Below are 21,337 nucleotides of genomic sequence, written 5' to 3'. Positions count from 1 at the left end.
TTATCCATCGACCCTCGTGGTCAGAGTCAATCGCGAAGGTCGGCCGAGGTTGGCCAGCGGGGCCGGGTCATCGGACTTGGCCTTGGCATCGGGCCGGAAGCGGTGGAGCAGCAGGACCAAGAGGGCGAGGTTGATCCCGCACGGGATGAGGAAAACCCGATCGAACCGGCCCGGGAAGAATGCAACGACCTCGCCGGCCAGCAGGCATCCCATCAGCGAGCCGAGCCCACCCGTCACGACCGTGTTGACCGACTGGGCGCTGGCTCGACGATCCGCAGAGGCTCGGCCGTCGACGAAGACTTGCCCGACGATCGAGAAGCAAGCAACTCCGATCCCGTGGAGGGGGATGCCCGCCGTTGCAAGCCAGAGCGGTGGATTGGCGGCCAGCATCCCGAATCTCAGGGCATAGGCTCCGATACCCAGGGCCAGGGTGGTTCGGACTCCGATCCGACCGACCAGCCACGGCAAGATCGCGAGAGCGGCGATCTCGGGCCACTGGCCCAGCGACATCGCCGTGGAAACCCACGCGCGATCCATCCCGCTCGATCGCAAGTAGTTCGGCATCACCTGATAGACGAAGGGAGTGGTCAGGCTGACCCCGAATGCCACGATGAGGTAAGTCGGCATTGCGGGAGCCCGGCAGAGTTCGGACACGTCGCGAAAGCTCGAAGTCCTCCGGCCGCCGTTGGCGACCGGTGGAGTGTTCGGTAGTGTCCGACAATAGAACGCAGTCGCCATCGAGAGGCCCGCGGCAACCCAGAATGCCTCGGAGGCCCCACGACCGGTCCTCAGGCCCGACCAGCCCATCACACCCGAGACCGACCATCCGACGGCCATCCAGCCGACCGTCCCCCAGAGTCGGACCCGGCCGAAGTCCCGCCCCGGCCAGGTAAGATTTCTCATCGTCATCGAGCTATTCAGCGAATAGCTGGGCGCCATGATCAGCCAGTAGATCAGAAACAAGCCAAAGAGCCATCCGACGTGAGACGGCATCCCCCACGCCATCAACGCCAGGAGTAACGACCCCGCGCCAAAACTAATCGACAACAACTTCTGGGTCGGCATCAGTCGATCGACGAGCTGACCGGCCCCCAGCGGCATCGCGAACGACGCCATGGCAAGTGTCGCGAAAATCCAGCCCCGCCCCCGCTCCGAGATCCCCAGGTCCACCAGGTGGATCGAGAGAACGGGCCAGAATGCCCCTTGAACCGAGTAGACCAACGCCATCATCCAGGACAATCGCAGCTTGACCTGCCCGCCCGAGTCCGCGTCCATCCGGCCCCCCATCGATCCTTCCGTTCTCCCGGCACGATTCTAGCCTAGAATCTACGATCGGACGTAGGCCAGTCGTTGACGAATAACACCAAGCCACCGAATCGTCTCGAATCCTCGGCGCAGCTCCACGACTATCCACCTGATTTGCGTCGAGTTAAGATCGACGGGGACGAACAACGAAGAATTTCGTCGAGTCACGGAGCTAGCCATCGATGACGAACCCGACCCCCGCCCATCATCCCCGTCGATGGTGGAAAGCCCTCGGTCTCGTCCTCGTCCTGATCGTCGGAATCGTGGCGGTGCTCCCCTGGCTCGTCGGCTCTCGCGTGGGTCGGTCGAGGCTCGCGGAGCGACTGAACCGGGCCCTGGCCCCGGGGCATCTGGAATTCCAATCGCTCAGCGTCTCATGGTTTGGGCCGACCCGCCTCGGGGAAGTCGTCCTGAAAGACCCGAAAGGCGCGACGGTGGTCTCCACCCCATCGGCCCAGCTCGATCGGACTCTCGGCCGGTGGATCCTCGGATCGACTCGGACCTTGACCCTCGACCTCGGAGCCGCCTCGCTCGATGTCCAGCGCTCCGAGGATGGCATCATCGACCTGGCCCAGGCTCTCCAGACCATCCTGGCCAGTCCCGACCCGACCCGCGACCTCGCGATAAAGATCGACGGCGGTACGCTCCAATACCGGGATCCCTTCCTGGCCGAGCCTTCGGAAGCCGACTCGGTCGACCTCATGCTCCGAATTCGCCCCTCGCCCGACCCCGTAACCTGGCGGCTCCGTCTGGCTCGTGGCGAGAGTTCAACCCTGGAAGTCCAGGGCGATTTCGACCGATGGCTCTCCCGAGGGGGTTCGCCCCGAACTCCCGACCTTCAGTTCACGGCCAGCGGCCAGCGATGGCCTTTCGTGGTACAGGCTTCGGAAATCAACGCTTCCGGCCAACTCGATGGCACGCTCGACTTCCTCCGGAGGCATGGCCACTGGCGAATTTCGGGAGACTCAAAACTCCTCGGGATCCGAGCGGGAGGCTCCCCTCTGAACGGGGATATTCTGGCTCTCGAACAAATCGACGCCGGCTGGGATCTGTCGGAGGGAGAGGATGGATGGGCGATCCGGCGACTCTCGATCCAGAGTCCGATCGGTGATCTGAAGGCCGAGGGCCAGCTCAATGGCCCATCGGGGATCGGGCATCAGAAAGTCGAGGGGGAGGTCAATCTCGCCGCGATCGCCCGGCAGATACCCCACGCCCTCCACCTCCGCGACAGTCTCCGGCTCGACCGAGGCTCGGCTCGCCTCGCGGTCGACATGAACGGGGAGCCCGGTCGGACCAGCTTTGACGTGGTCGCCCAGGTCTCGGACCTTGCCGCAAGCGATGGCGATCGGACTCTCTCGCTGAACGATCCCGCCACGCTCACGGCTCGGCTGATCCGGCGAGGTCAAGACTCGACCCTGGAACGACTGGCGATCAAGACGGCCTATTTGGATGCCTCGGCCGAGGGGGAACTTGAGCGAGGGGTCGATCTCGTCGGGTCGCTCGATCTCGGCGGATTCCGGAAACAACTCGACGAGTGGGTCGACCTCGGACAGCTCCAACTCTCCGGTCGGGCCGATCTGGCGGGAAACTATCGCCTCCTCGAACCCGATGGCCCGGCCGCCCGCTTCGAGAACCGCCTCAAGGCGACCTTCCACGATCTGCGAATCGAAGGTCTCGGGGGCCAGTCGATCCGCCGGGACGAAGCCACGCTGGACGCATCGTCGGAAGGTCCGGCCGATCCTTCGGGCATCCCGAAGGGGTGGGAGACGATCTCCATCTCAGCTCAGTCGAACGGTTCCAGCGCCCGGTTGCGACTCGAACAGAAGAAGGGGCCAATCGAGGTCGGAGGGTCGGCTCAGATCGGTATCGATCTCGGGGAACGAAAGTCGAACGTCCTTGCCACACTGGGTGGAAAGTTCTCCTCGGATGGGCAGACCCTGCGAATCGAAACGCTCGATCTCCTTCGGACGCGGGACGGCCAGAAAGCCGAGGGGCCAGAGATCGTGGTCTCCACCCGAGGGAACCTCGATTTCTCTCGTGGCGAGATGGTCCTGGAAGCGTCCCCGAATTCATCATCCGGAATCGTCATGCTCGACTCCGATGGCCTCCGGATCTCCGGGATCGGAGAGGAATTGGCGAGGCTCCGGATCGACGGAAGCTTCCTGGGCGACTCGTCGCTCCTCGACCGAACCATCGCCGATCTGACCGGCGGGACCCTGCTTGGTCTCTCGGGCGGCTGGTCGGCCCAGGTCTCGGCCCTCGGCGATGCCGACGGACTGCAGCTTGGTGGCAAGATCGGGCTCGACGAAGGTCCGGCGTTCGAGGGGCAGCAGGCCCGCCCCACCTCGGTCGCCGCGATCGGGCACTATTCGACCGGGGCGGATCGCCTCGACCTATCCGAGTTCACCATCATCACCGGTTACGGGACGCTCGATGCTTCGGGTCGGATCGAGAACCCCGGCGGTATTCGGCGGGTCGATCTGAAGGGGCGGCTCTCCCCGGACTTCGGGGCGATCAATTCCTGGCTTTCCAGTCGGGTTGAAAAGGGGGCGAAGGTCGAGGGCCATCCCCGATCGTTCGTGGTCTCGGGAAACTGGGTCGAGGATCCGAGCGGCCGACTCTCGAGCCTTGTGGCCGAACTCGGGTTCGACCTCGATGGGGCCGATATTTATGGGATGCAGTTCGGTCCGGCCCCGGTGGTCCTCCGGGCCAAGAATGGCAAGCTTTCTTTCGATCCGATCGGCACAACTATTAATGAAGGGCACATCCGGCTCGAACCCGAAATCGATCTCGACGCCCCTGGCGGTCCGATCCTCCGACTGGCCAAGAACTCGGCGATTCGGGAAGCCCGGATTAATGACGAGGTTTCGCGACGGGTTCTGGCCTTCGTCGCGCCGATTTTGGATCAAGCCACCCGAGCCCGGGGCTTGGTGAGCGTCGACCTCGATCACGCCGAATTCCCGATCGGCCCCGGCCGCGGTCAGGAAGTCAAGGTGGAGGGGGCCGTCGTCTTCGAGGATGTCGAGTTCGCCCCTGGCCCGCTGGCGAATGACCTCTTGAGCGCCATCGGCCGACGTGACGCCGGTCTCAAGCTCGACAGGCCGGTGACCTTGACGATCGCTGACGGGCGGGTCAACCAGCGAGGAATGTCGATCCCGATCGGCGAGCTGACCCGGATCGAGATGGCAGGCTGGGTTGATTTCGATCGGAACCTCGCGATCACCGCAACCGTCCCGGTAACCTCGGCGATGCTCGGCAATAATGCACTCCTGAGTGACATTGCCGCCGGGACCATGGTAAAACTCCCGATCCGGGGGACGCTCGATCGTCCGATGATCGACCGAGAGGCGATGACGAGCAACCTTCAGGAGATGGGCAAGTCGCTACTCACTCGCGGAGCGACCCTGGGAGCCCTGGAACTCATGAAACGTCTCGCCAGGCCACGCGATCCCGACGCTCCTCCCCCCGCGCCTCGAATGACACCCCAGGAGCGGAAGGCACTTCGTCAGGAGAAGAAGGCCATCCGTCGAGGCGAGATCCCCATCCCTCCCTCCGATCCGGGTCAATAGCCGAGTCCCGGCGACTTCGACAGAAATAGATGAACGCGACTCGCTCCAGCGGGGCGTAGCCGTGTCGTGCTCGAATGGAAATATTTCCGCCGACTCACTTTCTTCCATCGTCGCAACCTATGCTGATTAAATGAGACGCCAATCGGCTTGAATCGCAGCCGATCCATCGGCAGTTGTCGATAGACTGGAAGAGAGAATAGCTTCAATGAATTCCTGCGCCAGATGCTCGATCGGCCCCGAGACCCCCTCCACTTCGGGAACACTCTACCTGGCGCCCCCCGTAATCCACACCATGTGCAAGATACACAAGCTCCTACAAAATCATGGGATACGCCACGAAACGCAGGGATCTTCAATCATTTCGGTCGAATTGATTCCGGGTCGCCTGGCTGAGATGCTGGCCTTATTGGCAGATACGCTGGGCCTCGACGAGCAAAGAGAGACTCGCTCATTGATTGTGGGCGAAGGGATCACACCCTCCTTGATCCATCTACTCGACACGATGCCCCTCTCGACAATGATCGCCAAGATCAAGGGAGACTGGCTGGTCGAGATGATTCGCGAAGAGCGAATGACCAGCCATTTCCAGCCCATCGTCCGGACGGAATCGCCCGGAGAAGTCTATGCCTATGAATGCCTGCTCCGAGGGCTTGACCTCGAGGGTTCGCTGATCGCTCCCAAGCTGATGTATGACTCCGCCCGGAATGCCGAGTTGCTCTTCCACCTCGACCGAGCCGCCAGGCTCACCGCCATACGCGAGGCCGTACGGCTCGGGATTCGCGAACGACTCTTCATCAACTTCAACCCCAGCTCGGTCTACGATCCCGCCTATTGCCTGAAGACGACCATCGCCGCAATCGACGAGGCCGGCTTCGCCCCGGATCGGATCGTTTTCGAAGTGGTCGAGAGCGACCAGAGTGGCGCCAACCTGCTCCGGATTCTGGAGACCTACCGAAAGGCCGGATTCCGGGTCGCGCTGGACGACCTGGGCGCTGGATATGGGTCGCTGAACCTCCTGAGTCAGCTTCGACCCGATGTGGCCAAGCTCGATATTCAGCTGATCCGCGACGTCCATCTCGATCCGTACCAGGCCAACATCACCGCGCATCTTCTGGAGATGGCCCACAAGCTGGGTATCGAGACGGTTGCCGAGGGGATCGAGTCGGCCGAGGAATTCGAATGGTTCCGCGACCACGGAGCTACTTATATCCAGGGCTATTACATCGCAAGGCCAGCCAGCCCTCCACCCAGACCACGCCAATTGATCGATCCCCCGAAATATCTCCACCGCGTTCGGTCGGCAACACAGTCCTCGGAATCGTGCCAGTCCGAGGATTCCGGGTCGAGCTTCGCCTCCCATGGACCTCGACCCGGCCATTGAACGTTCCGCGAGGCACGACCGCTCGACTTGAAGATTACACCTCGTCAAGCCTATCCTGTGTTACAGGTGGGTGATGCAGGCGGAGCAGGTCGAGGGCGGCAATCGATGGGTAACAGGGTCGTGCTGGCGATGAGCGGGGGGGTTGATAGCTCGGTGGCCGCGCATCTGCTCAAGGAGCAGGGGTACGAGGTCATCGGGCTGTTCATGCGCACCGGAGCCCACGGCGATTCGCTCGAACGTCGGGCCAAGACCTGCTGCAGCGCCACCGACGCCATCGACGCCCAGGCCGTGGCCGACCGGCTCGATATCCCCTTTTACGCACTGGACTTCGAGCGCGATTTCTCGAGGATCATGGATCGATTCGCCGACGAATATGCCGCCGGCCGGACGCCCAATCCCTGCGTACTCTGCAACTCCTGGCTCAAGTTCGGGAAGCTCTGGGCGTACGGGCGACAGGTTGGGGCCGATTTCGTGGCCACGGGGCATTATGCTCGGATGGCCACCGACTCCGAAGGACGGAGCCGGGTCTCACGAGGGGTGGACCCGACCAAGGATCAGTCGTACGTCCTCTTCGGGCTCCGAGCCGAAACCCTCCCTCACGTCCTCCTGCCGGTGGGAGATCGAACCAAGTCCGAGATCCGCGCCATCGCCAGAGACCTGGCATTGCCCGTCCACGACAAGCCCGACAGTCAAGAGATCTGCTTCATCCCCGATGACGACTACCTGCGGTTTGTCCGGGAGCGTCGGCCGACGCTGGACACGGCCGGACCGATCGTCGACGAGGAGGGGATCACGGTCGGACATCACTCGGGGATTGAGGGCTTCACCATCGGCCAGCGCCGGGGGTTGGGGATCGCCGTCGGAGAGCCACGCTACGTCGTCCAGATCGAGCCATCGAGCAAGACCGTGACCATCGGTCGTCGATCGTCGCTCGAGAAGCCCGGGCTAATCGCCTCGAAATTCCAGTGGCATATCGATCCGCCGGAGGGTCCGACCCCTTGCCTGGCCCAGATTCGGGCACGTCACCGGGCCGTGCCGGCCACCGTCGAGCCGATCGAGGACGGGCAAGTTCGGATCCTCTTCGACGAACCGCAATCGGCGGTGACCCCGGGCCAAGTCGTGGCCGTCTATCAGGACGAATTCCTCATGGGGGGCGGGTGGATCGACCGCGGGCTCGACGAGGTCTGAAAGACCGCCCCGGATGTTTCCCCTCATCTCTGCGATGCTTTATGGCCGATGGACGTTTGACGTCCTGTAGATCCCCGACGCTCGACCAGCCTCGATTTCGTTGCCCTTGCCTGAACCATTTTGCGTTCTCGAGCCCGCCATGGATCGGACTCAATGACCCGGAGGTCTTCGTCGATGGTGACGGTTGGCATGTATTACGATGTACTCCCCGGGCAGGGGCCGGCCTTCCAGGCCAAGTTCGAGGCCGTGGTCGAGGCCCTCCGAGAGGCCGCAGGGCACACTTCCAGCTTCTTATACCAGCGAGTAGATGACCACGACTCGTTCGCGATCATCAGCGAGTGGTCGGATGCCCAGGCCTTCCATGATTTCATCCGATCGGAGGCCTTCCGCGAGGTGACCGCGTGGGGCCGGGCGACCGCCCTCCGCAACGCCCCCCGTCATAAAATTTATCCCCGCTCGGAGGACCTCGGACGTCCCTCATGATCGCCCGATCCTCCGAGGAACATCCGAAACTCCCGAAACAGGGCCACGATGCGTTTCCAACAAGGAACAATGACACCTTCGCGTCATGAACGAGTTTGACGGAAAATCTCGGTTGGGCTAAATTGAATCGACAACGCGCCTGGAGTGGGTGCATTTTGAATTCATTGACACGGATGTCATCGTCGGGCGACGCACGCCCCGATCTCGCCGATGCGATTAGCGACCTGGAGTTTAAGTCGCTACGAGCCCGGCCGGGATCGCCGACCCGCCTCGTCACTCCCGGACTCATTCCCCGGGATCTGACCCGCCGGCCGACATTCTGGGGAGCCTCGCCCAAATGAGCCGACTGAGTCTGATCACCCTCCAGGCCCCCGGAATTCCCTGGCCTTCCGGCAGGCTCGCGGCCTGCCGGGCCCGCCTGGAAGAGCAAGGGTATGAGGTTGAGGCCCTGGCCGTGTCCGATCCCCAGTCGAAGCTCATGCCGGGCTCCGATGAACCCTGGTGTGACTCGATGATCGCGGAGGCTCCGGGGCTCTCGGTTGCCGCCATCACCGGGCTGCGAGCCTCGGTTGAAGACCTCCTGGTTATACTCGACCTCTCGAAGGACTACCCAGCGGAGGCCGTGGTGGCCGTGGCGGACCGTCTCGCCGTCGGGGATGCCGAGATGGTGGTGGCGAGCCGCCCCAACCGATGGCTGGGATGGCTGTCCTTCCGGTTTCTGGGGACGACCGACCCGACCTCGGGCCTGATCGGCCTGACTCGGGCCATGGCCCGGGAAGCCGATGAATCGTTCGCTCCGGTCGGCTCGCATTTCGCCCTGGAATTGCTGGCTCGAGTGGGAGGCAGCCGCGTCGACCTGCCGGTCGGCCCGATCCGCTCGGTTCGCGACGACTTGTCGCCGACGTTCCTGGGAGAACTCCGACAGTTCAAGCGACTGGCCGACGACCGCCTGGGAAACGTCTCGCGACTCCTTCAGTTCTGCTTCGTGGGAGCCTCGGGCATGGTGGTCGACCTGACCTGCTATGCCGGGCTCCAGGCGCTCCTGGCTCGATCATTCCTGACCGAGATGACCGCTCCGATCGTGGGCGGTTCGATGGCCCTGGCCGTCTCGGCCATCCTGGCGATCGCGACGGCACTCACCTGGAATTTCTCGCTGAACCGCCGGCTGACCTTCAACGACTCTCGGCAGGGCTCGATCAGCCGCCAGTACCTCCGCTATGTCCTGAGCAACCTACTGGGGATCGGCGTCAGCCTGACGCTTCGGCTAGCCTTGCCCAACACCTTCGGATTCTTCCGCGATCACCGACTGGCGGCAGCCCTGGTCGGGATCATCGCAGCCACCGGGATCAGTTTCTCGATGGCTCGCTGGTTCGTCTTCGGCCAGAAGCCAGCGTCGGAACATCCCGTTCCCGTACCTCGACGCCGCCAGTGCGCCGGCCTTCGGCTCCACACCCGACGAAGGCCGCCTCGCCCACTTCAGGGCCTTCCGAATCGATCGGACTCGTCCAGGGTCCTCTGAACCGGGGACGCAGCCTCCTGGCGAGGAATTCCGGGACGGAGTCTCGATTTTTTCTTCAAGAGTTGTCGCCTCCTGGTCGCGCCGCGTCTTAGATTCTGTCCGGGGGTGGCTCGGGACAACCTGGTCACCCCCAGAGAGACTCTAAACTGGGTCGTCTGCGGGACGAATCGAGGAAATGGCCGAGCCGTCGAGCGACGGCGGCAGCCAATTCTCGATGGAAAGGAGTCTTGGCCCCGCGCGCCTTCCCGTATGACCGGATCTCCGACGAAAAGCCACCGGTTCCGGCCTCGATTGAGGAGCGTACCACATCATGAAGCCTCGCACCGCGCCCGCCCCGGCCGTCCCAATCAACCTCTCCGAAGCGAACCAGAGCAGCGAATGGGACGATCCGAAGGCGACAGCCCAGGCCCTCAGGGCGGCCTCTGCCCGGAACGCTAGTGGACGCCGAAGGTTCGTCGACCCCACCACGTGCGACCGGGAATATTCCCTCGCCGAACGCGAGTTCATGCAAGCGATGCACGATTACAAGCATCGAAGCGGTCGGATGTTCCCCACCTGGAGCGAGGTCCTGGAAGTCCTCATCAATCTCGGTTATGAGAAACCTCCGGAATCCGAAGGTCCAACGCAGCCACTCGCCAAGCGTGCCTGAATCGATATTCCTCACGGCCTCGATCGGCGTTGACAGGATGGGCGAGACCGCCTATCGTGATCTTAATCCGTTCGTTAGTAAGCGGTTTCGATCATAGGGCCGACTCCCGTCATCATGAGCGTTCGAACCCGATTCGCCCCCAGTCCGACCGGATTCCTCCATATCGGGGGAGTCCGAACGGCACTCTTCAACTGGCTCCTGGCGCGGCACTTCGGCGGCCAGTTCGTCCTCCGGATCGACGATACCGACCAGCAGCGACACGTCGAGGACGCGCTCACACGCATCCTCGATGGTTTCCGCTGGATGGGAATGGACTGGGATGAAGGCCCCGAAGTTGGCGGACCCCACGGTCCCTACTTCCAGTCGGAGAGGTCCGAATCGTACGCGAAGGCCGCCGCCTCGCTGGTCGCCTCGGGCTACGCCTATCGAGACTACTCGACCCAGGCCGAACGAGACGCCGACCGCGAGTCTCAGAAGTCGCACAAGGTCGCCTACCGGTTCCGCGAGAAGCCCCTGCCCGATGCCGACCGGGCCCGCCTCGAAGCGAGCGGCCAGCCCTTCGGCCTCCGGTTCCGCGTCCCCCTCGGTCGGTCGCTGGTCGTCCACGACCTGATCAAGGGCGATGTCGAGATGAAGTCGGACGACATCGGCGACTTCGTCATCGTCCGCCCCGACGGGATGCCGCTCTACAACTTCGCCAGCGTCGTCGACGACGCCGAGATGAAGATCACCCACGTCGTCCGGGCGGACGAGCACCTGACGAACACCTTCTCCCAGATCCTCCTGTTCGAGGCCCTCGGGGCCGAGCTTCCCGCCTTCGCCCACGTCCCGTTCGTCGCCGAGGTGGGCTCGAAGGTCAAGCTCTCCAAGCGGAAGACCGACGAGTATGCCAAGCGAGGAATCCTGGTCCTCCTGAACCAGTACGTGGAGAAGGGCTACTTGCCCGAGGCGATGATGAACTACCTGGCCCGCCTGGGCTGGAGCCTCGACGCCAGCCAGGAAATCTTCACCCGGGCCGAGCTGATCGAGAAGTTCACCATCGACCGGGTGAACAGCTCGCCCGCCAGCCACGACCCCGACAAGCTCTTCTGGATCCAGGGCGAGTGGATGAAGACCCTCTCGACCGATCAGAAGGTCGACGCCGTGATCCCTTACCTGGTCAGGGAAGGGCTGGCCACCGAGCCGGTCGCTCCCGAACTTCGAGGCCGGATCGCCTCGGTGATCGAGGCCCTCGGGGATCGGCTCAAGGTCTACTCGGACATTTTGACGCTGGGTCGCTACTTCTTCACCGAGACCCTCACGCACGATCCCGACGCCGTCAAGAAGCGCCTCCGGAAAGATGGCGTCCCCAAGTTGCTGGCCGAACTCGACGAGGTCCTGGCGACCACCGAGCCCTACGACCTGGCCACCCTGGAAAAAGCCGTCCATGACTACGCCGAGTCTCACGGTCACCCGATGGGACAGGTGGTGAACCCGCTCCGGGTCGCGACCACGGGGCAGGGGGTCGGCCCCGGGCTCTACGACTGCCTGGTCATCCTGGGGCGAGATTCGTGCCGAAGCCGGATCGCGGCGACCCTGGCCATGCTCCAGGCCGAGTCCTCCTGAACCCTCCCGAGAATCGCTCACAATGTCCAGGAAGTGGCGGAGAATCGCCGAAGGCAAGCCCGAGCCCGTCCCTCAATCCACGCTCGACGCCCTGAAGAGGAGGCGGAACCGCCGGCTCCTCTTCGTCGGGCTCCTCGCGATTTCCTTCCCGATCCTGGAGGTCATCGCCTACCAGTTCCGGGCGATCACGATCACGATCGATAACCGGACCGGCGGCCCGATCACCGATCTGGCTGTCGAGTATCCCGGCGGCTCGTTCGAGATCCCCGAGATCAAACCGGAAGGGGACGCGACTCGCGTCATCCGGCCCGACTACTCCTTCCAATCGAACCAATTCTCGACCTACCTCCTCACCATCCGGTTCCACACCTCCGATGGCATCGTCTTCCGCCAGACTGGTCGGATCGGGGCGCTCGACTATTCGGCCACCGAGAAGTACGTGATCGAGAAGGTCCCCACGTCGGTACAGCTTCAGCTTCAACACACGACTGCGCCCGGTTTCCCGCTGGGGACCATCCGCGATCTACTGAAAGGCTTAGGACTGGGATGAGTAGGGACATTCGAAGGCCGATCGAGTCCGACCAAACATCTCCAAACACATCGACCGCCGGTCACGGTGTCGAATTGTAGTCGTGGGGCAATCCTTCAGAACTTGTCCCCTGAAGCCACCTCGACGTGCTCCATGCAGGCGGCCACCGCCCTTCGCTGGAAGTTTTCCCCGGAGAGATAATCCAGGATCTTCTCTCCGACCTCGGGTCGGCAAAGGACTTCGATCCGGACGCGGGCGGCGCCTCGAAACGGATCGACGACGACCTCATGCTCCCCCTGACCACGGCACTCGACGATGCTATAGCCGGTGGCGCCCAGGTGGAGGAAACGCTCCAGCAGGATCTTCTCCAGGGATGCGTCCGCATAGACGGTGACGCGTCGGATCGTGCGGAACTGGCTCATGATTGGGGCCAATCAACGATGGTATCGGGGGGATGCTTTCATGCTAGCCCCAGGTGGCTCATCATTCAATCAAGCGTCGAGGAGTCTCCGAAAAACACAGTCAATCGACCTCGGTCGCTCCTGACCTCGATCGATCCGGAAAGCAGGAGGCTGGCCTCGACGGCCAGGGCGAACACCGCCTCCTTACTTCCCGGACGACTTTTCCGTAAGCTGGACGACTTGAAGTTACTGGCGGAATTCCCCGAGGCCATCTCGCTACGTCACGCGGTCTTTCGTGTCATATCCCGCCCATGGTCCGCGGCCTGGAGACGATGACCTCCAGCGAGCCGCCCGACCCGAGAGAAACCGTTCATGCGACTCATCGTCACCGGATCGATTGCCTTCGACTACGTCATGGTCTTCCCGGGTCACTTCCAGGACCACATCCTGCCCGAGAAGATGCACATTCTGAGCGTCTCCTTCCTGGTCGACTCGATGAAGCGGCTCCGGGGCGGCACGGCACCCAATATCGCGTACAACCTGGCCCTGCTCGGCGAGCGGCCCGAGGTGGTGGGCACGGTCGGCGACGATTTCGCCGAATATCGCGCCTGGCTGGAGTCGAAGGGGGTCGTCACCGATGGAATCAAGGTGGTCGAGGGAGACTTCACCTCCTCCTGTTTCATCAACACCGACCTGAAGCACAACCAGATCACCGCCTTCTATCCGGGAGCGATGAACCACGCGAGCACCTGTTCGCTCGCCGGCCTGGGGCTCTCGAAGAACGACCTCGTCCTGATCGCCCCCAACGCCCCTGACGCCATGGCGAGCTATGCCGAGGAATGCACCCGGCTGGGTATCCCCTATCTGTACGACCCCTCGATGCAGGCTCCCCGGATGACCGGCGAGGAACTGGAGGTCGGATTCAAGGGGGCGAAGGTCCTGACCGGTAACGACTACGAATTCGGCATGATGTCCGAGAAGCTCGGGATTACCGAGAGTCAGCTCCGTACTCGAGTCCCGATCACGGTCGTCACCAAGGGTGAGGCCGGGGCGCTCATCACCGTCGATGGTCAGGAATACGAGATCCCCCCGGCCAGCCCGACCGCCGTGGTCGACCCCACCGGGGCCGGCGATGCCTACCGGGCCGGATTCGTCCGGGGGATGGCCCACGGCTTCTCCTGGCCGGTCGTCGGCCGACTCGGTGCTCTGACCGCCGTCTACGCGATCGAGCATGCCGGGACCCAGAATCACTATTACACGGTCACCGAGTTCGTCGAGCGCTATCGGTCCAACTTCGGCGAGTCCGATGAGGTCGATTCGCTCCTCGACGGTGTCGAGGCCGCCTGATCGACGTCCGGGATCGGAGGATCAGCCGTGGCCGAATGGTTCAAGATCATCGGCCTGGGTGTGGCCGGGGCGATCGCCTATGGGATCGCCCTCGACAACATCACAGCGCGCATCTGCGTCGAATACTTCACGATCGGACACAAACCGATCTTCGGAACCGATAACCCGACCCTCCTGGCCCTCGGCTGGGGGGTCCTGGCAAGCTGGTGGGTCGGGCTGGGATTGGGCATCTATCTCGCGATTGCTTGCCGGGCCGGACGCCGGCCCAAGCTCGAAGCAGGCGACCTGTCCCGACCGCTGGGGTTCCTGCTCGTCTCGATGGCCGCCATCGCCCTGCTGGCCGGACTGGCCGGGTCCTTCGCCGCGCACCGGAACTGGATCTGGCTGTCCGGACCGCTAGCCGATCGAGTCCCGACCGAACGACACGCCGCATTCCTGGCCGACCTCTGGGCCCACGTGGCGTCCTACGGCTCGGCCTTCGTGGGCGGGATCGCGCTGGCGGTCTGGGCGTTGATCCGCAGGGACCGGCTGGCCCGGGCCTCGAAATATCCCGAACCGGAACGGATCTGATCCCGCCATGCCAAGCTCCTCACGGACCTTCATCGCCCTGCCAATCCCGACCGTCCAACGGACCCGCCTCGGGCGGCTCCAGGGGCTGATCGCCCCCGAGATCCCTAACGCCCATTGGGTTGAGCCTTCGTTATTCCACCTGACCCTCGCTTTCCTGGGCGACGTGCCGGATGTGGATCTCGCCCGCCTCTGCAAGGCCGTCTCCGAAGCCTCCTCCGAGTTCGATCCGATCACGCTCAATCTCCAGTCACTCGGAGCTTTCCCCAACCCGGAGCGCCCCCGAGTCGTCTGGGTCGGGATACCCGGGCCGGACCTCGATGCTCTGACGAACCTCCAAGAAGCCGTGGCCGGGGCCGCCGCCGAGGCGGGCTATCCCCCCGATGACGACCGATTCCACCCCCATGTCACCCTGGGTCGGATCAAGTCGAAGCGAGGGCAGGAGATTGAGATCTCCCGGCTAATACCGCACTATCGGAGCTGGGCCGCGGGCCTCTTCACCTCCTCGGAAGTCGTCGTCTATGCCTCGACCCTGACCCCCGAAGGCCCGTCGTACATGCCCCTCGCACGGGCGCCGTTGCGGGGGGAAAAACGGAAATCGGAAGCTTGACGGACTTTGAATTCACGTGATAAGATAGTGGCCTAACGTACAGATTCATCGCCTCAAACGCGGGAGACGCTCGTCGTGGCCAAGAAACAGGCGGTCGAGACCAACGGCAAGGCGCAGACGGCCGACGAGCGCGCCTTGAATCATGCGATCAGCTCGATCGAGAAGGCGTTCGGCGCCGGGGCGATCATGAAGCTGGGCGAGGGGTCCTCCCTCGAAGTCGAGGGGGTCTCCACCGGCGCAATCTCGCTCGACCTGGCCCTGGGCGGTCACGGCCTGCCCAAGGGTCGGATTGTCGAGCTGTTCGGGCCGGAGTCGAGCGGCAAGACGACGATCGCCCTCCACGCGGTCGCGAATGCCCAGAAGATCGGCGGAGTGGCGGCCTTCATCGATGCCGAGCACGCGCTCGACCCATCCTGGTGCAAGCGGTTGGGCGTGGACATCGAGTCGCTGCTGGTCAGCCAGCCTTCCAGCGCCGAGGAGGCGTTGCAGATCGCCGAGATGCTGGTCATGTCCAACGCCGTGGACATCATCGTGATCGACTCGGTGGCCGCGCTGGTCCCCCGGGCGGAGATCGAGGGGGAGATCGGCGACAGCCACGTCGGCTTGCAGGCCCGGCTGATGAGCCAGGCCCTCCGAAAGCTGACCGGCGGCGTCTCCAAGTCCAAGTGCGTCCTGATCTTCATCAACCAGATCCGCGAGAAGATCGGGGTGATGTTCGGCAGCCCCGAGACCACGCCGGGCGGCCGGGCCTTGAAGTTTTACAGCTCCTGCCGGATCGACGTCCGGAGGATCGGCCCGGTGAAGGAGGGCGAGGAGGTCGTCGGCTCGCGGGTCAAGGTCAAGATCGTCAAGAACAAGGTCGCCCCGCCCTTCCGGGTCTGCGAGTTCGACATGATGTATACCGGAGGGATTTCCCGAGAAGGGGACCTGATGGACCTGGCGATGGCCGACAAGTTCGTCGAGAAGTCGGGCTCGTGGTTCAACTACGGGGACCTGCGGCTCGGCCAGGGTCGCGAGAACGCCAAGCAATATCTCCGCGACCATCCCGAGATCGCCGAGGAGCTGACCAACAAGGTGATGGCCACCCGGGTCAGCAGCCATCACCAATCAGCCAACGCCCTGAGCGCCGACGACTCCGACGAGGATTGAGTTTGACAAAGGTTGGCGCGCCGGTGGTCCGGCCATGATAATGGGCGTCAGATCCTCGACGGCCTCCCGATCCGGGCGACACGGGAGGCCGTCGATGGAACGTTAAGGATCATCGATGCGTCCTCAACCCCTGATCGCCGTGCGAGATGTCCAGGCCAGCAGCCGTTGGTATCAACACCTCCTCGGCTGCAAGAGCGACCACGGCGGCGACGAGTACGAACGGCTGACCTCGAATGGAGTTTTGGTCCTCCAGCTCCACCGGTGGGACGTCGAACACCATCACGGTCCGATTGGCGATCCCGACCAACTCGCCGGTAATGGTGTGCTCCTGTGGTTCGAAATCGACGATTTCGACCAGGCACTGGCCCGGCTCGCCGATTTGAAGGCCGAGGTCGTCATACCTCGACACCGGAATCCTCCGGACGGCGACGGCGGTCCCAATCATTGGGAATGCTGGCTACGCGATCCCGATGGCTACACCCTGGTGATTGCCAGCCCGGACGGTTCAGCGGGGTGATCCGGAATCGCTTCGATGTGCCGAGACATTAGCCCTGAAGACTTCCGGGAGTGACCGACCATGCCGAATCTGGCCCCCTTGATTCTCGCCTTCCTGGCGTTGTCGGATAATCCCCAGCCACCCGCGGCCGCGATGGACGTCGTTTCGGCCCTGGAGTCGACCCTGGCCGATGCGATCGCTCGGGCGGAACCATCTGTGGTGGCCATCGCTCGCGACAAGGACGGGAAATCCGAGGAAACGACCGCCATTCGAGGTCGGAACCCTGCCCCCCAGGTCGTGCCCCAGCCCCCGACCCCCTTCGGCGGATTTCGGGGCCTGGAAGATCTCGAAACGCGCGACTACATCTCGACCGACTACGGCTCGGGCGTCGTGATCGGCGACAAGGGAGAAATCCTGACCACATTCCACGTGGTCAAGGGGGCAAGCCTGCTCCTGGTCCGCGCCCAGGGCGTCAAGGAGTTCGAAGCCGAGGTGATCGCCGCCGACCCCCGAAGCGACCTGGCGGTTATCGTCCCCCGGACGATCCCCGGACAGTCGCCACCCCGGCTCAAGCCGATCGCGATGGGCGATGCCTCGAAGCTTCGCAAGGGTTCCTTCCTGCTTTCGCTGGGCAACCCCTTCAATGCCGGTCGAGACGGCCAGGCCTCGGCCAGCTGGGGGATCCTCTCGAACATCTCGCGTCGGCTCGATCTCCCCACCGCGCAGCTCGAACCTTACAAGAAACAGCTCCGAAACTATCCGACCCTCCTCCAGCTCGATGCCAAGCTCAATCTCGGGATGAGCGGAGGGGCCGTCGTCGACCTGAAGGGGGAACTCGTCGGGTTGACGACCAATGCCGCCAATGCAGGGGGCTTCGACGCCCAGGCCGGTTACGCCCTGCCGATCGACACTCTCTCTCGTCGGGCGATCGAGGCACTCCGCCAGGGAAAGGAGGTCGAATACGGCTTCCTCGGTGTCCGACTCCCTCCCGACAACACCAACAAGATCCGCGAGGTCGAGCCGGGAACCCCCGCCGGCGAAGGGGGCTTGCAACTCGGCGATGAGATCGTCTCGATTGGCGGAATCAACGTGGTCGACTCCGACACGCTCGTCATGGCCGTCAACGCCTTCAGCCCAGGCGCGCCGATCAAGCTCCGGATCATCCGCGAAGGACAGGCCCTGGAGAAGACCGTCGTGCTCTCGAAACTCAGGGTCTATGGCGAAGTGATCGCGACCAACCGACCGATGGACTGGCGAGGGATTCGGGTCGACTTCGTCAGCACCGACCCGAGGGCCGTCAACGGACAAGACCTGCTCGAAGCGATGGCGATGGGAGGCGTCGTGATCGCCGAGGTTCAGCCCGGCTCCCCCGGCGAGGCTGCCGGCCTGAAGGCAGGCCAGATCATCGTCAAGGTGGGCGAGAAGGCCGTGAAAAATCCCGAGGACTTTGCCAAGGCCGTCACCGATTCGAAGGGACCGGTTGAAGTCACGACCGAAGGAAATCGGGTCATTACCGTCCCCTGATCCCCGCTCCCTTCGATCGCTCGACCCTTCGAGTCTCACCGGCGCCCGGGGTGGGATGGCCTGTCGATTTCGGTTATCGTGGAGGATGGGGAATCCCGACGATCCCGGACTCATAATGCCCGGGATCGGAGTCCCCGTCGCGACTCCAGCCCATCCGACGACCGGAAAAGCGAGCCCATGACCACCGACGAACTCCGCGAAGCCTTCCTCGATTTCTTCGCCTCCAAGGGCTGCGTCCGCCGGCCAAGCGACGTCCTGGCCCCGAAGGAGGACGAGACCGTCCTGTTCACCCCGGCCGGGATGAACCAGTTCAAGCGCGAGTTCATGGGTCTGGGCGACCCGAGCTTCACCCGGGCCACCACCTGCCAGAAGTGCATCCGGACCGGAGACATCGAGAACGTCGGCAAGACCCCTCGGCACATGACGTTCTTCGAGATGCTGGGGAATTTCAGCTTCGGCGACTACTTCAAGCGCGAGGCGATCCACTGGGGCTGGGAGTTCCTCACCAGGAGCCTGAAGGTCCCGGCCGACCGCCTGACTGTCACCGTCTACCTCGATGACGACGAGGCTTTCGGGATCTGGAATAAGGAGATCGGCCTGGCCCCGGACCGGATCACCCGGATGGGCGAGGACGACAACTTCTGGCCCGCCGGGGCACCGACTCATGGTCCCGATGGCGTTTGCGGCCCGTGCTCGGAGATCTTCTACCACGGCGACGGGATCGAAGAAGTCGAGATCTGGAATCTAGTCTTTACCCAGTTCAACCGCGTCGGCCCCGGCCAGCTCGAGCCCCTGCCCAAGAAGAACATAGACACAGGGATGGGCCTGGAGCGAATGGCCGCGGCCTTGCAGAAAGTCCCATCGAACTTCGAGATCGACATCATGAAGCCGCTGGTCGCGGCCTCCGCCGAGACCCTCGGGATCAATTACGATCGGAACACCCCGGACGGCATCCGGATCCGGCGAATCTCGGATCACGCGCGGACCCTGGCCTTCACGATCCACGAGAACATCAAGCCGTCCAACGAGAAGCAAGGCTACGTCGTCCGACGCTTGCTCCGGCGGGCGGTCCTCGACGCCTACCAGATGGGCCGTCGTGAACCGTTTATTCATCAGATCATCCCGACCGTCGCCGAAGTGATGGCCCGCCCCTATCCCGAACTGGCCGAGAGCGTCCGTCGGATCCAGACCGTCGTCCGAGAGGAAGAGGAACAGTTCCTCCGAAACCTCGAAAACGGCCTGAAGCTGCTTAACGATGTCTTCCGGAAGACGCGATCGGCGGGCTCCGAGGCGATCACCGGCCGAGACGCGTTCGTGCTCCATGCGACGCACGGGATCCCCGTCGAAGTCACCGAAAGCCTGGCCTCCGACCAGAATCTCCGCGTCGATCGAGCGGGCTTCGAAATGGAGATGGAGGACCACTCGCGGACCTCTCGCGGGACCACCGAGGCCGCCGCGGTCTTCACGGCCGGTCCGCTCGATGAACTGAAAAAAGCCTTCCACCAGGGGAACGAATTTGTCGGCTACGCGACGACCTCGGCCGATGCCAAGGTCATCGGCATCGTCGAACAGAACCGACTGGCCGACTCGGCGACCGTTGGCCCCGAGAACGCCCGACCCGTGATCCTGGTCCTGGACCGGACCCCGTTCTACGGGGAGAGCGGCGGCCAGGTGGGGGATGTTGGCCTGATCCGGGGCGAGGGGTTCTCCTTCCAGGTGAGCGACACGAAGAAGGAAAACGATTTCACGCTCCACGTCGGCCGGGTGACCGAGGGAACCGTCTCTGTGAATGCCTCGGTCCACGCCGAGGTCGATCTCGACCGACGCGAGGCCATCCGCCGGGCCCACTCGGCCACGCATGTCCTGCACCATGCCTTGCATATCCACCTGGGCAAGCATGCCCAGCAGGCCGGCAGCAAGGTCGAGCCCGATCGGCTGAGGTTCGACTTCTCGAACCCCGAGGCCGTCGGCCGCGACCGGCTCCGCCTGATCGAGGAGACCGTCAATCACCGGGTCCTCCGGGGAGAGCCGATCTCCTGGACCACGATGCCGATCGACGAGGCCCGGAACCTGGGGGCGATGGCGCTCTTCGGCGAGAAGTACCCCGAAATCGTCCGGGTGGTCTCGATGGGCGAGTTCTCCCGCGAGCTCTGCGGCGGGACTCACCTCGACAATGTCGGCCAGGTCGGCCTGTTCAAGGTCGTGGGAGAGGAGTCGGTCTCGGCCGGGACCCGGCGGATCACGGCCCTCACCGGCAAGGCCGCACTCGACCTGATCCGGCAGGAAGAACAGGCCCTGGCCGAGGTCGCGGCCACTCTCAAGGTTCCCGCTACGATGGTCCCGGAGCGGGTCGCCGGGCTCCTTGATGAGATCAAGGCCCTCAAGAAGCAAGCCGCCCAGCGCAAGGTCGAAGACGGCCCGAAGACCTCGCCCGACGAGTTGCTGGCCTCGGCCTCGGTCGTCGACGACATCCGGGTCCTGACGGCCTCGGTCGGGGCTTCCACGCCCGACGAGTTGAGGCAACTCATCGACGTCCTGCGCCGGAAGTCGCCCGCAGGACTGGCGGTCCTGCTGGCCTCCAGCGTCGAAGGCAAGGTGAACCTGGCCGCCGGCCTCACCCCCGACCTGATCGCCCGAGGGCTCCACTCGGGCCAGTGGCTCAAGGAGGTCGCCCCGGTCGTCGGGGGAGGGGGAGGGGGCCGACCCGACCTCGCCCAGGCGGGGGGGAAGATCTCCGATCAGATCCCCGCCGCCCTCGAACGCGCGGTGGCCTTCGTCCGCGAGAATCTCGGGGGTTGATGTTGGATCATGCCGCGAGCGCGGGAAGTGCTGATGGCGATTCTCGACGAATTCCATTGGTTCGTGGCGGGCCAGGTGGGTTCAATCCCCTGGTCACGGACGACGATGTCTTCACCGATCTGTGTCGTTCCCCGGCCTCTGGCTCGATGAAGCAGCCTTCGTTCGGGATGACGGGCAAGCCGTCCTGGCTTCCCTCCGACGAGGGCTGGAAAGCCC

At 63.8% G+C, this 21,337-nt stretch carries 17 protein-coding genes; 15 read left to right on the top strand and 2 right to left on the bottom strand.

Annotated elements, in window-relative coordinates; genetic code table 11:
* Window positions 1-1,275 (bottom strand): MFS transporter, encoded by a 1,275-nt coding sequence (locus P12x_RS17530; RefSeq protein ID WP_435005699.1) that lies wholly within the window; start codon window positions 1,273-1,275, stop codon window positions 1-3.
* Window positions 1,276-1,487: 212 nt separating this feature from the next.
* Here P12x_RS17530 and P12x_RS17525 point away from each other — a divergent pair, with 212 nt between their 5' ends.
* From P12x_RS17525 to P12x_RS17490, 8 genes are all read left to right on the top strand, one after another.
* A complete protein-coding gene (locus P12x_RS17525) occupies window positions 1,488-4,874 on the top strand; it encodes a hypothetical protein (protein ID WP_435005698.1) in 3,387 nt (1,128 codons plus the stop codon).
* Between the two features lie 481 nt (window positions 4,875-5,355).
* Window positions 5,356-6,255 carry an EAL domain-containing protein gene (locus P12x_RS17520; protein ID WP_435005696.1) on the top strand — a complete coding sequence of 300 codons (900 nt, stop codon included), beginning with the start codon at window positions 5,356-5,358 and terminating at the stop codon, window positions 6,253-6,255.
* Between the two features lie 105 nt (window positions 6,256-6,360).
* On the top strand, window positions 6,361-7,443 hold the full coding sequence (gene mnmA, locus P12x_RS17515) for a tRNA 2-thiouridine(34) synthase MnmA (protein ID WP_435005694.1): 1,083 nt from the start codon (window positions 6,361-6,363) through the stop codon (window positions 7,441-7,443).
* Between the two features lie 174 nt (window positions 7,444-7,617).
* Window positions 7,618-7,926: an antibiotic biosynthesis monooxygenase family protein gene (locus P12x_RS17510; RefSeq protein WP_435005693.1), complete on the top strand. Its 309-nt coding sequence runs from the start codon at window positions 7,618-7,620 to the stop codon at window positions 7,924-7,926.
* 337 nt (window positions 7,927-8,263) lie between these two features.
* Window positions 8,264-9,445 (top strand): GtrA family protein, encoded by a 1,182-nt coding sequence (locus P12x_RS17505; protein ID WP_435005691.1) that lies wholly within the window; start codon window positions 8,264-8,266, stop codon window positions 9,443-9,445.
* 310 nt (window positions 9,446-9,755) lie between these two features.
* The gene (locus P12x_RS17500; RefSeq protein WP_435005689.1) at window positions 9,756-10,094 is read left to right on the top strand and encodes a hypothetical protein; all 339 of its coding nucleotides are present in this window, start codon (window positions 9,756-9,758) and stop codon (window positions 10,092-10,094) included.
* Between the two features lie 114 nt (window positions 10,095-10,208).
* A complete protein-coding gene (gltX, locus tag P12x_RS17495) occupies window positions 10,209-11,699 on the top strand; it encodes a glutamate--tRNA ligase (RefSeq protein WP_435005688.1) in 1,491 nt (496 codons plus the stop codon).
* Window positions 11,700-11,721: 22 nt separating this feature from the next.
* Window positions 11,722-12,249 (top strand): hypothetical protein, encoded by a 528-nt coding sequence (locus tag P12x_RS17490; protein WP_435005687.1) that lies wholly within the window; start codon window positions 11,722-11,724, stop codon window positions 12,247-12,249.
* A 95-nt stretch (window positions 12,250-12,344) separates the two neighbouring features.
* Here P12x_RS17490 and P12x_RS17485 read toward each other — a convergent pair whose 3' ends face one another.
* The gene (locus P12x_RS17485) at window positions 12,345-12,650 is read right to left on the bottom strand and encodes a P-II family nitrogen regulator (RefSeq protein WP_435005685.1); all 306 of its coding nucleotides are present in this window, start codon (window positions 12,648-12,650) and stop codon (window positions 12,345-12,347) included.
* 351 nt (window positions 12,651-13,001) lie between these two features.
* Between P12x_RS17485 and P12x_RS17480 the strand changes: the two genes are divergently transcribed.
* The 7 genes from P12x_RS17480 to alaS all read left to right on the top strand — a co-directional run bounded on the left by P12x_RS17480 (window position 13,002) and on the right by alaS (window position 21,121).
* Window positions 13,002-13,976, top strand: coding sequence for a carbohydrate kinase family protein (locus tag P12x_RS17480; RefSeq protein ID WP_435005684.1), 975 nt, complete (start codon window positions 13,002-13,004; stop codon window positions 13,974-13,976).
* A gap of 27 nt (window positions 13,977-14,003) precedes the next feature.
* The gene (locus P12x_RS17475) at window positions 14,004-14,546 is read left to right on the top strand and encodes a hypothetical protein (protein ID WP_435005682.1); all 543 of its coding nucleotides are present in this window, start codon (window positions 14,004-14,006) and stop codon (window positions 14,544-14,546) included.
* A gap of 7 nt (window positions 14,547-14,553) precedes the next feature.
* The gene (thpR, locus tag P12x_RS17470; RefSeq protein WP_435005681.1) at window positions 14,554-15,153 is read left to right on the top strand and encodes an RNA 2',3'-cyclic phosphodiesterase; all 600 of its coding nucleotides are present in this window, start codon (window positions 14,554-14,556) and stop codon (window positions 15,151-15,153) included.
* A 75-nt stretch (window positions 15,154-15,228) separates the two neighbouring features.
* Window positions 15,229-16,302, top strand: coding sequence for a recombinase RecA (gene recA / locus P12x_RS17465; RefSeq protein WP_435005679.1), 1,074 nt, complete (start codon window positions 15,229-15,231; stop codon window positions 16,300-16,302).
* A 115-nt stretch (window positions 16,303-16,417) separates the two neighbouring features.
* Window positions 16,418-16,819 (top strand): VOC family protein, encoded by a 402-nt coding sequence (locus P12x_RS17460; protein WP_435005678.1) that lies wholly within the window; start codon window positions 16,418-16,420, stop codon window positions 16,817-16,819.
* Between the two features lie 60 nt (window positions 16,820-16,879).
* Window positions 16,880-18,322, top strand: coding sequence for a trypsin-like peptidase domain-containing protein (locus P12x_RS17455; RefSeq protein ID WP_435005676.1), 1,443 nt, complete (start codon window positions 16,880-16,882; stop codon window positions 18,320-18,322).
* A gap of 177 nt (window positions 18,323-18,499) precedes the next feature.
* Window positions 18,500-21,121, top strand: coding sequence for an alanine--tRNA ligase (gene alaS, locus P12x_RS17450; RefSeq protein ID WP_435005675.1), 2,622 nt, complete (start codon window positions 18,500-18,502; stop codon window positions 21,119-21,121).
* Window positions 21,122-21,337 lie beyond the last annotated feature (216 nt).

Source organism: Tundrisphaera lichenicola (assembly GCF_051175385.1).
Classification (GTDB): domain Bacteria; phylum Planctomycetota; class Planctomycetia; order Isosphaerales; family Isosphaeraceae; genus Tundrisphaera; species Tundrisphaera lichenicola.
This window is presented reverse-complemented; position numbering and strand designations above follow the sequence as displayed.

What these genes read in the sequence shown, in the direction of transcription:
- P12x_RS17530 (WP_435005699.1), bottom strand. Translation starts at nt 1,275, where the DNA reads ATGGACGCGGACTCGGGCGGGCAGGTCAAGCTGCGATTGTCCTGGATG.
- P12x_RS17525 (WP_435005698.1), top strand. Translation starts at nt 1,488, where the DNA reads ATGACGAACCCGACCCCCGCCCATCATCCCCGTCGATGGTGGAAAGCC.
- mnmA (WP_435005694.1), top strand. Translation starts at nt 6,361, where the DNA reads ATGGGTAACAGGGTCGTGCTGGCGATGAGCGGGGGGGTTGATAGCTCG.
- P12x_RS17510 (WP_435005693.1), top strand. Translation starts at nt 7,618, where the DNA reads ATGGTGACGGTTGGCATGTATTACGATGTACTCCCCGGGCAGGGGCCG.
- P12x_RS17505 (WP_435005691.1), top strand. Translation starts at nt 8,264, where the DNA reads ATGAGCCGACTGAGTCTGATCACCCTCCAGGCCCCCGGAATTCCCTGG.
- P12x_RS17500 (WP_435005689.1), top strand. Translation starts at nt 9,756, where the DNA reads ATGAAGCCTCGCACCGCGCCCGCCCCGGCCGTCCCAATCAACCTCTCC.
- gltX (WP_435005688.1), top strand. Translation starts at nt 10,209, where the DNA reads ATGAGCGTTCGAACCCGATTCGCCCCCAGTCCGACCGGATTCCTCCAT.
- P12x_RS17490 (WP_435005687.1), top strand. Translation starts at nt 11,722, where the DNA reads ATGTCCAGGAAGTGGCGGAGAATCGCCGAAGGCAAGCCCGAGCCCGTC.
- P12x_RS17485 (WP_435005685.1), bottom strand. Translation starts at nt 12,650, where the DNA reads ATGAGCCAGTTCCGCACGATCCGACGCGTCACCGTCTATGCGGACGCA.
- P12x_RS17480 (WP_435005684.1), top strand. Translation starts at nt 13,002, where the DNA reads ATGCGACTCATCGTCACCGGATCGATTGCCTTCGACTACGTCATGGTC.
- thpR (WP_435005681.1), top strand. Translation starts at nt 14,554, where the DNA reads ATGCCAAGCTCCTCACGGACCTTCATCGCCCTGCCAATCCCGACCGTC.
- P12x_RS17460 (WP_435005678.1), top strand. Translation starts at nt 16,418, where the DNA reads ATGCGTCCTCAACCCCTGATCGCCGTGCGAGATGTCCAGGCCAGCAGC.
- P12x_RS17455 (WP_435005676.1), top strand. Translation starts at nt 16,880, where the DNA reads ATGCCGAATCTGGCCCCCTTGATTCTCGCCTTCCTGGCGTTGTCGGAT.
- alaS (WP_435005675.1), top strand. Translation starts at nt 18,500, where the DNA reads ATGACCACCGACGAACTCCGCGAAGCCTTCCTCGATTTCTTCGCCTCC.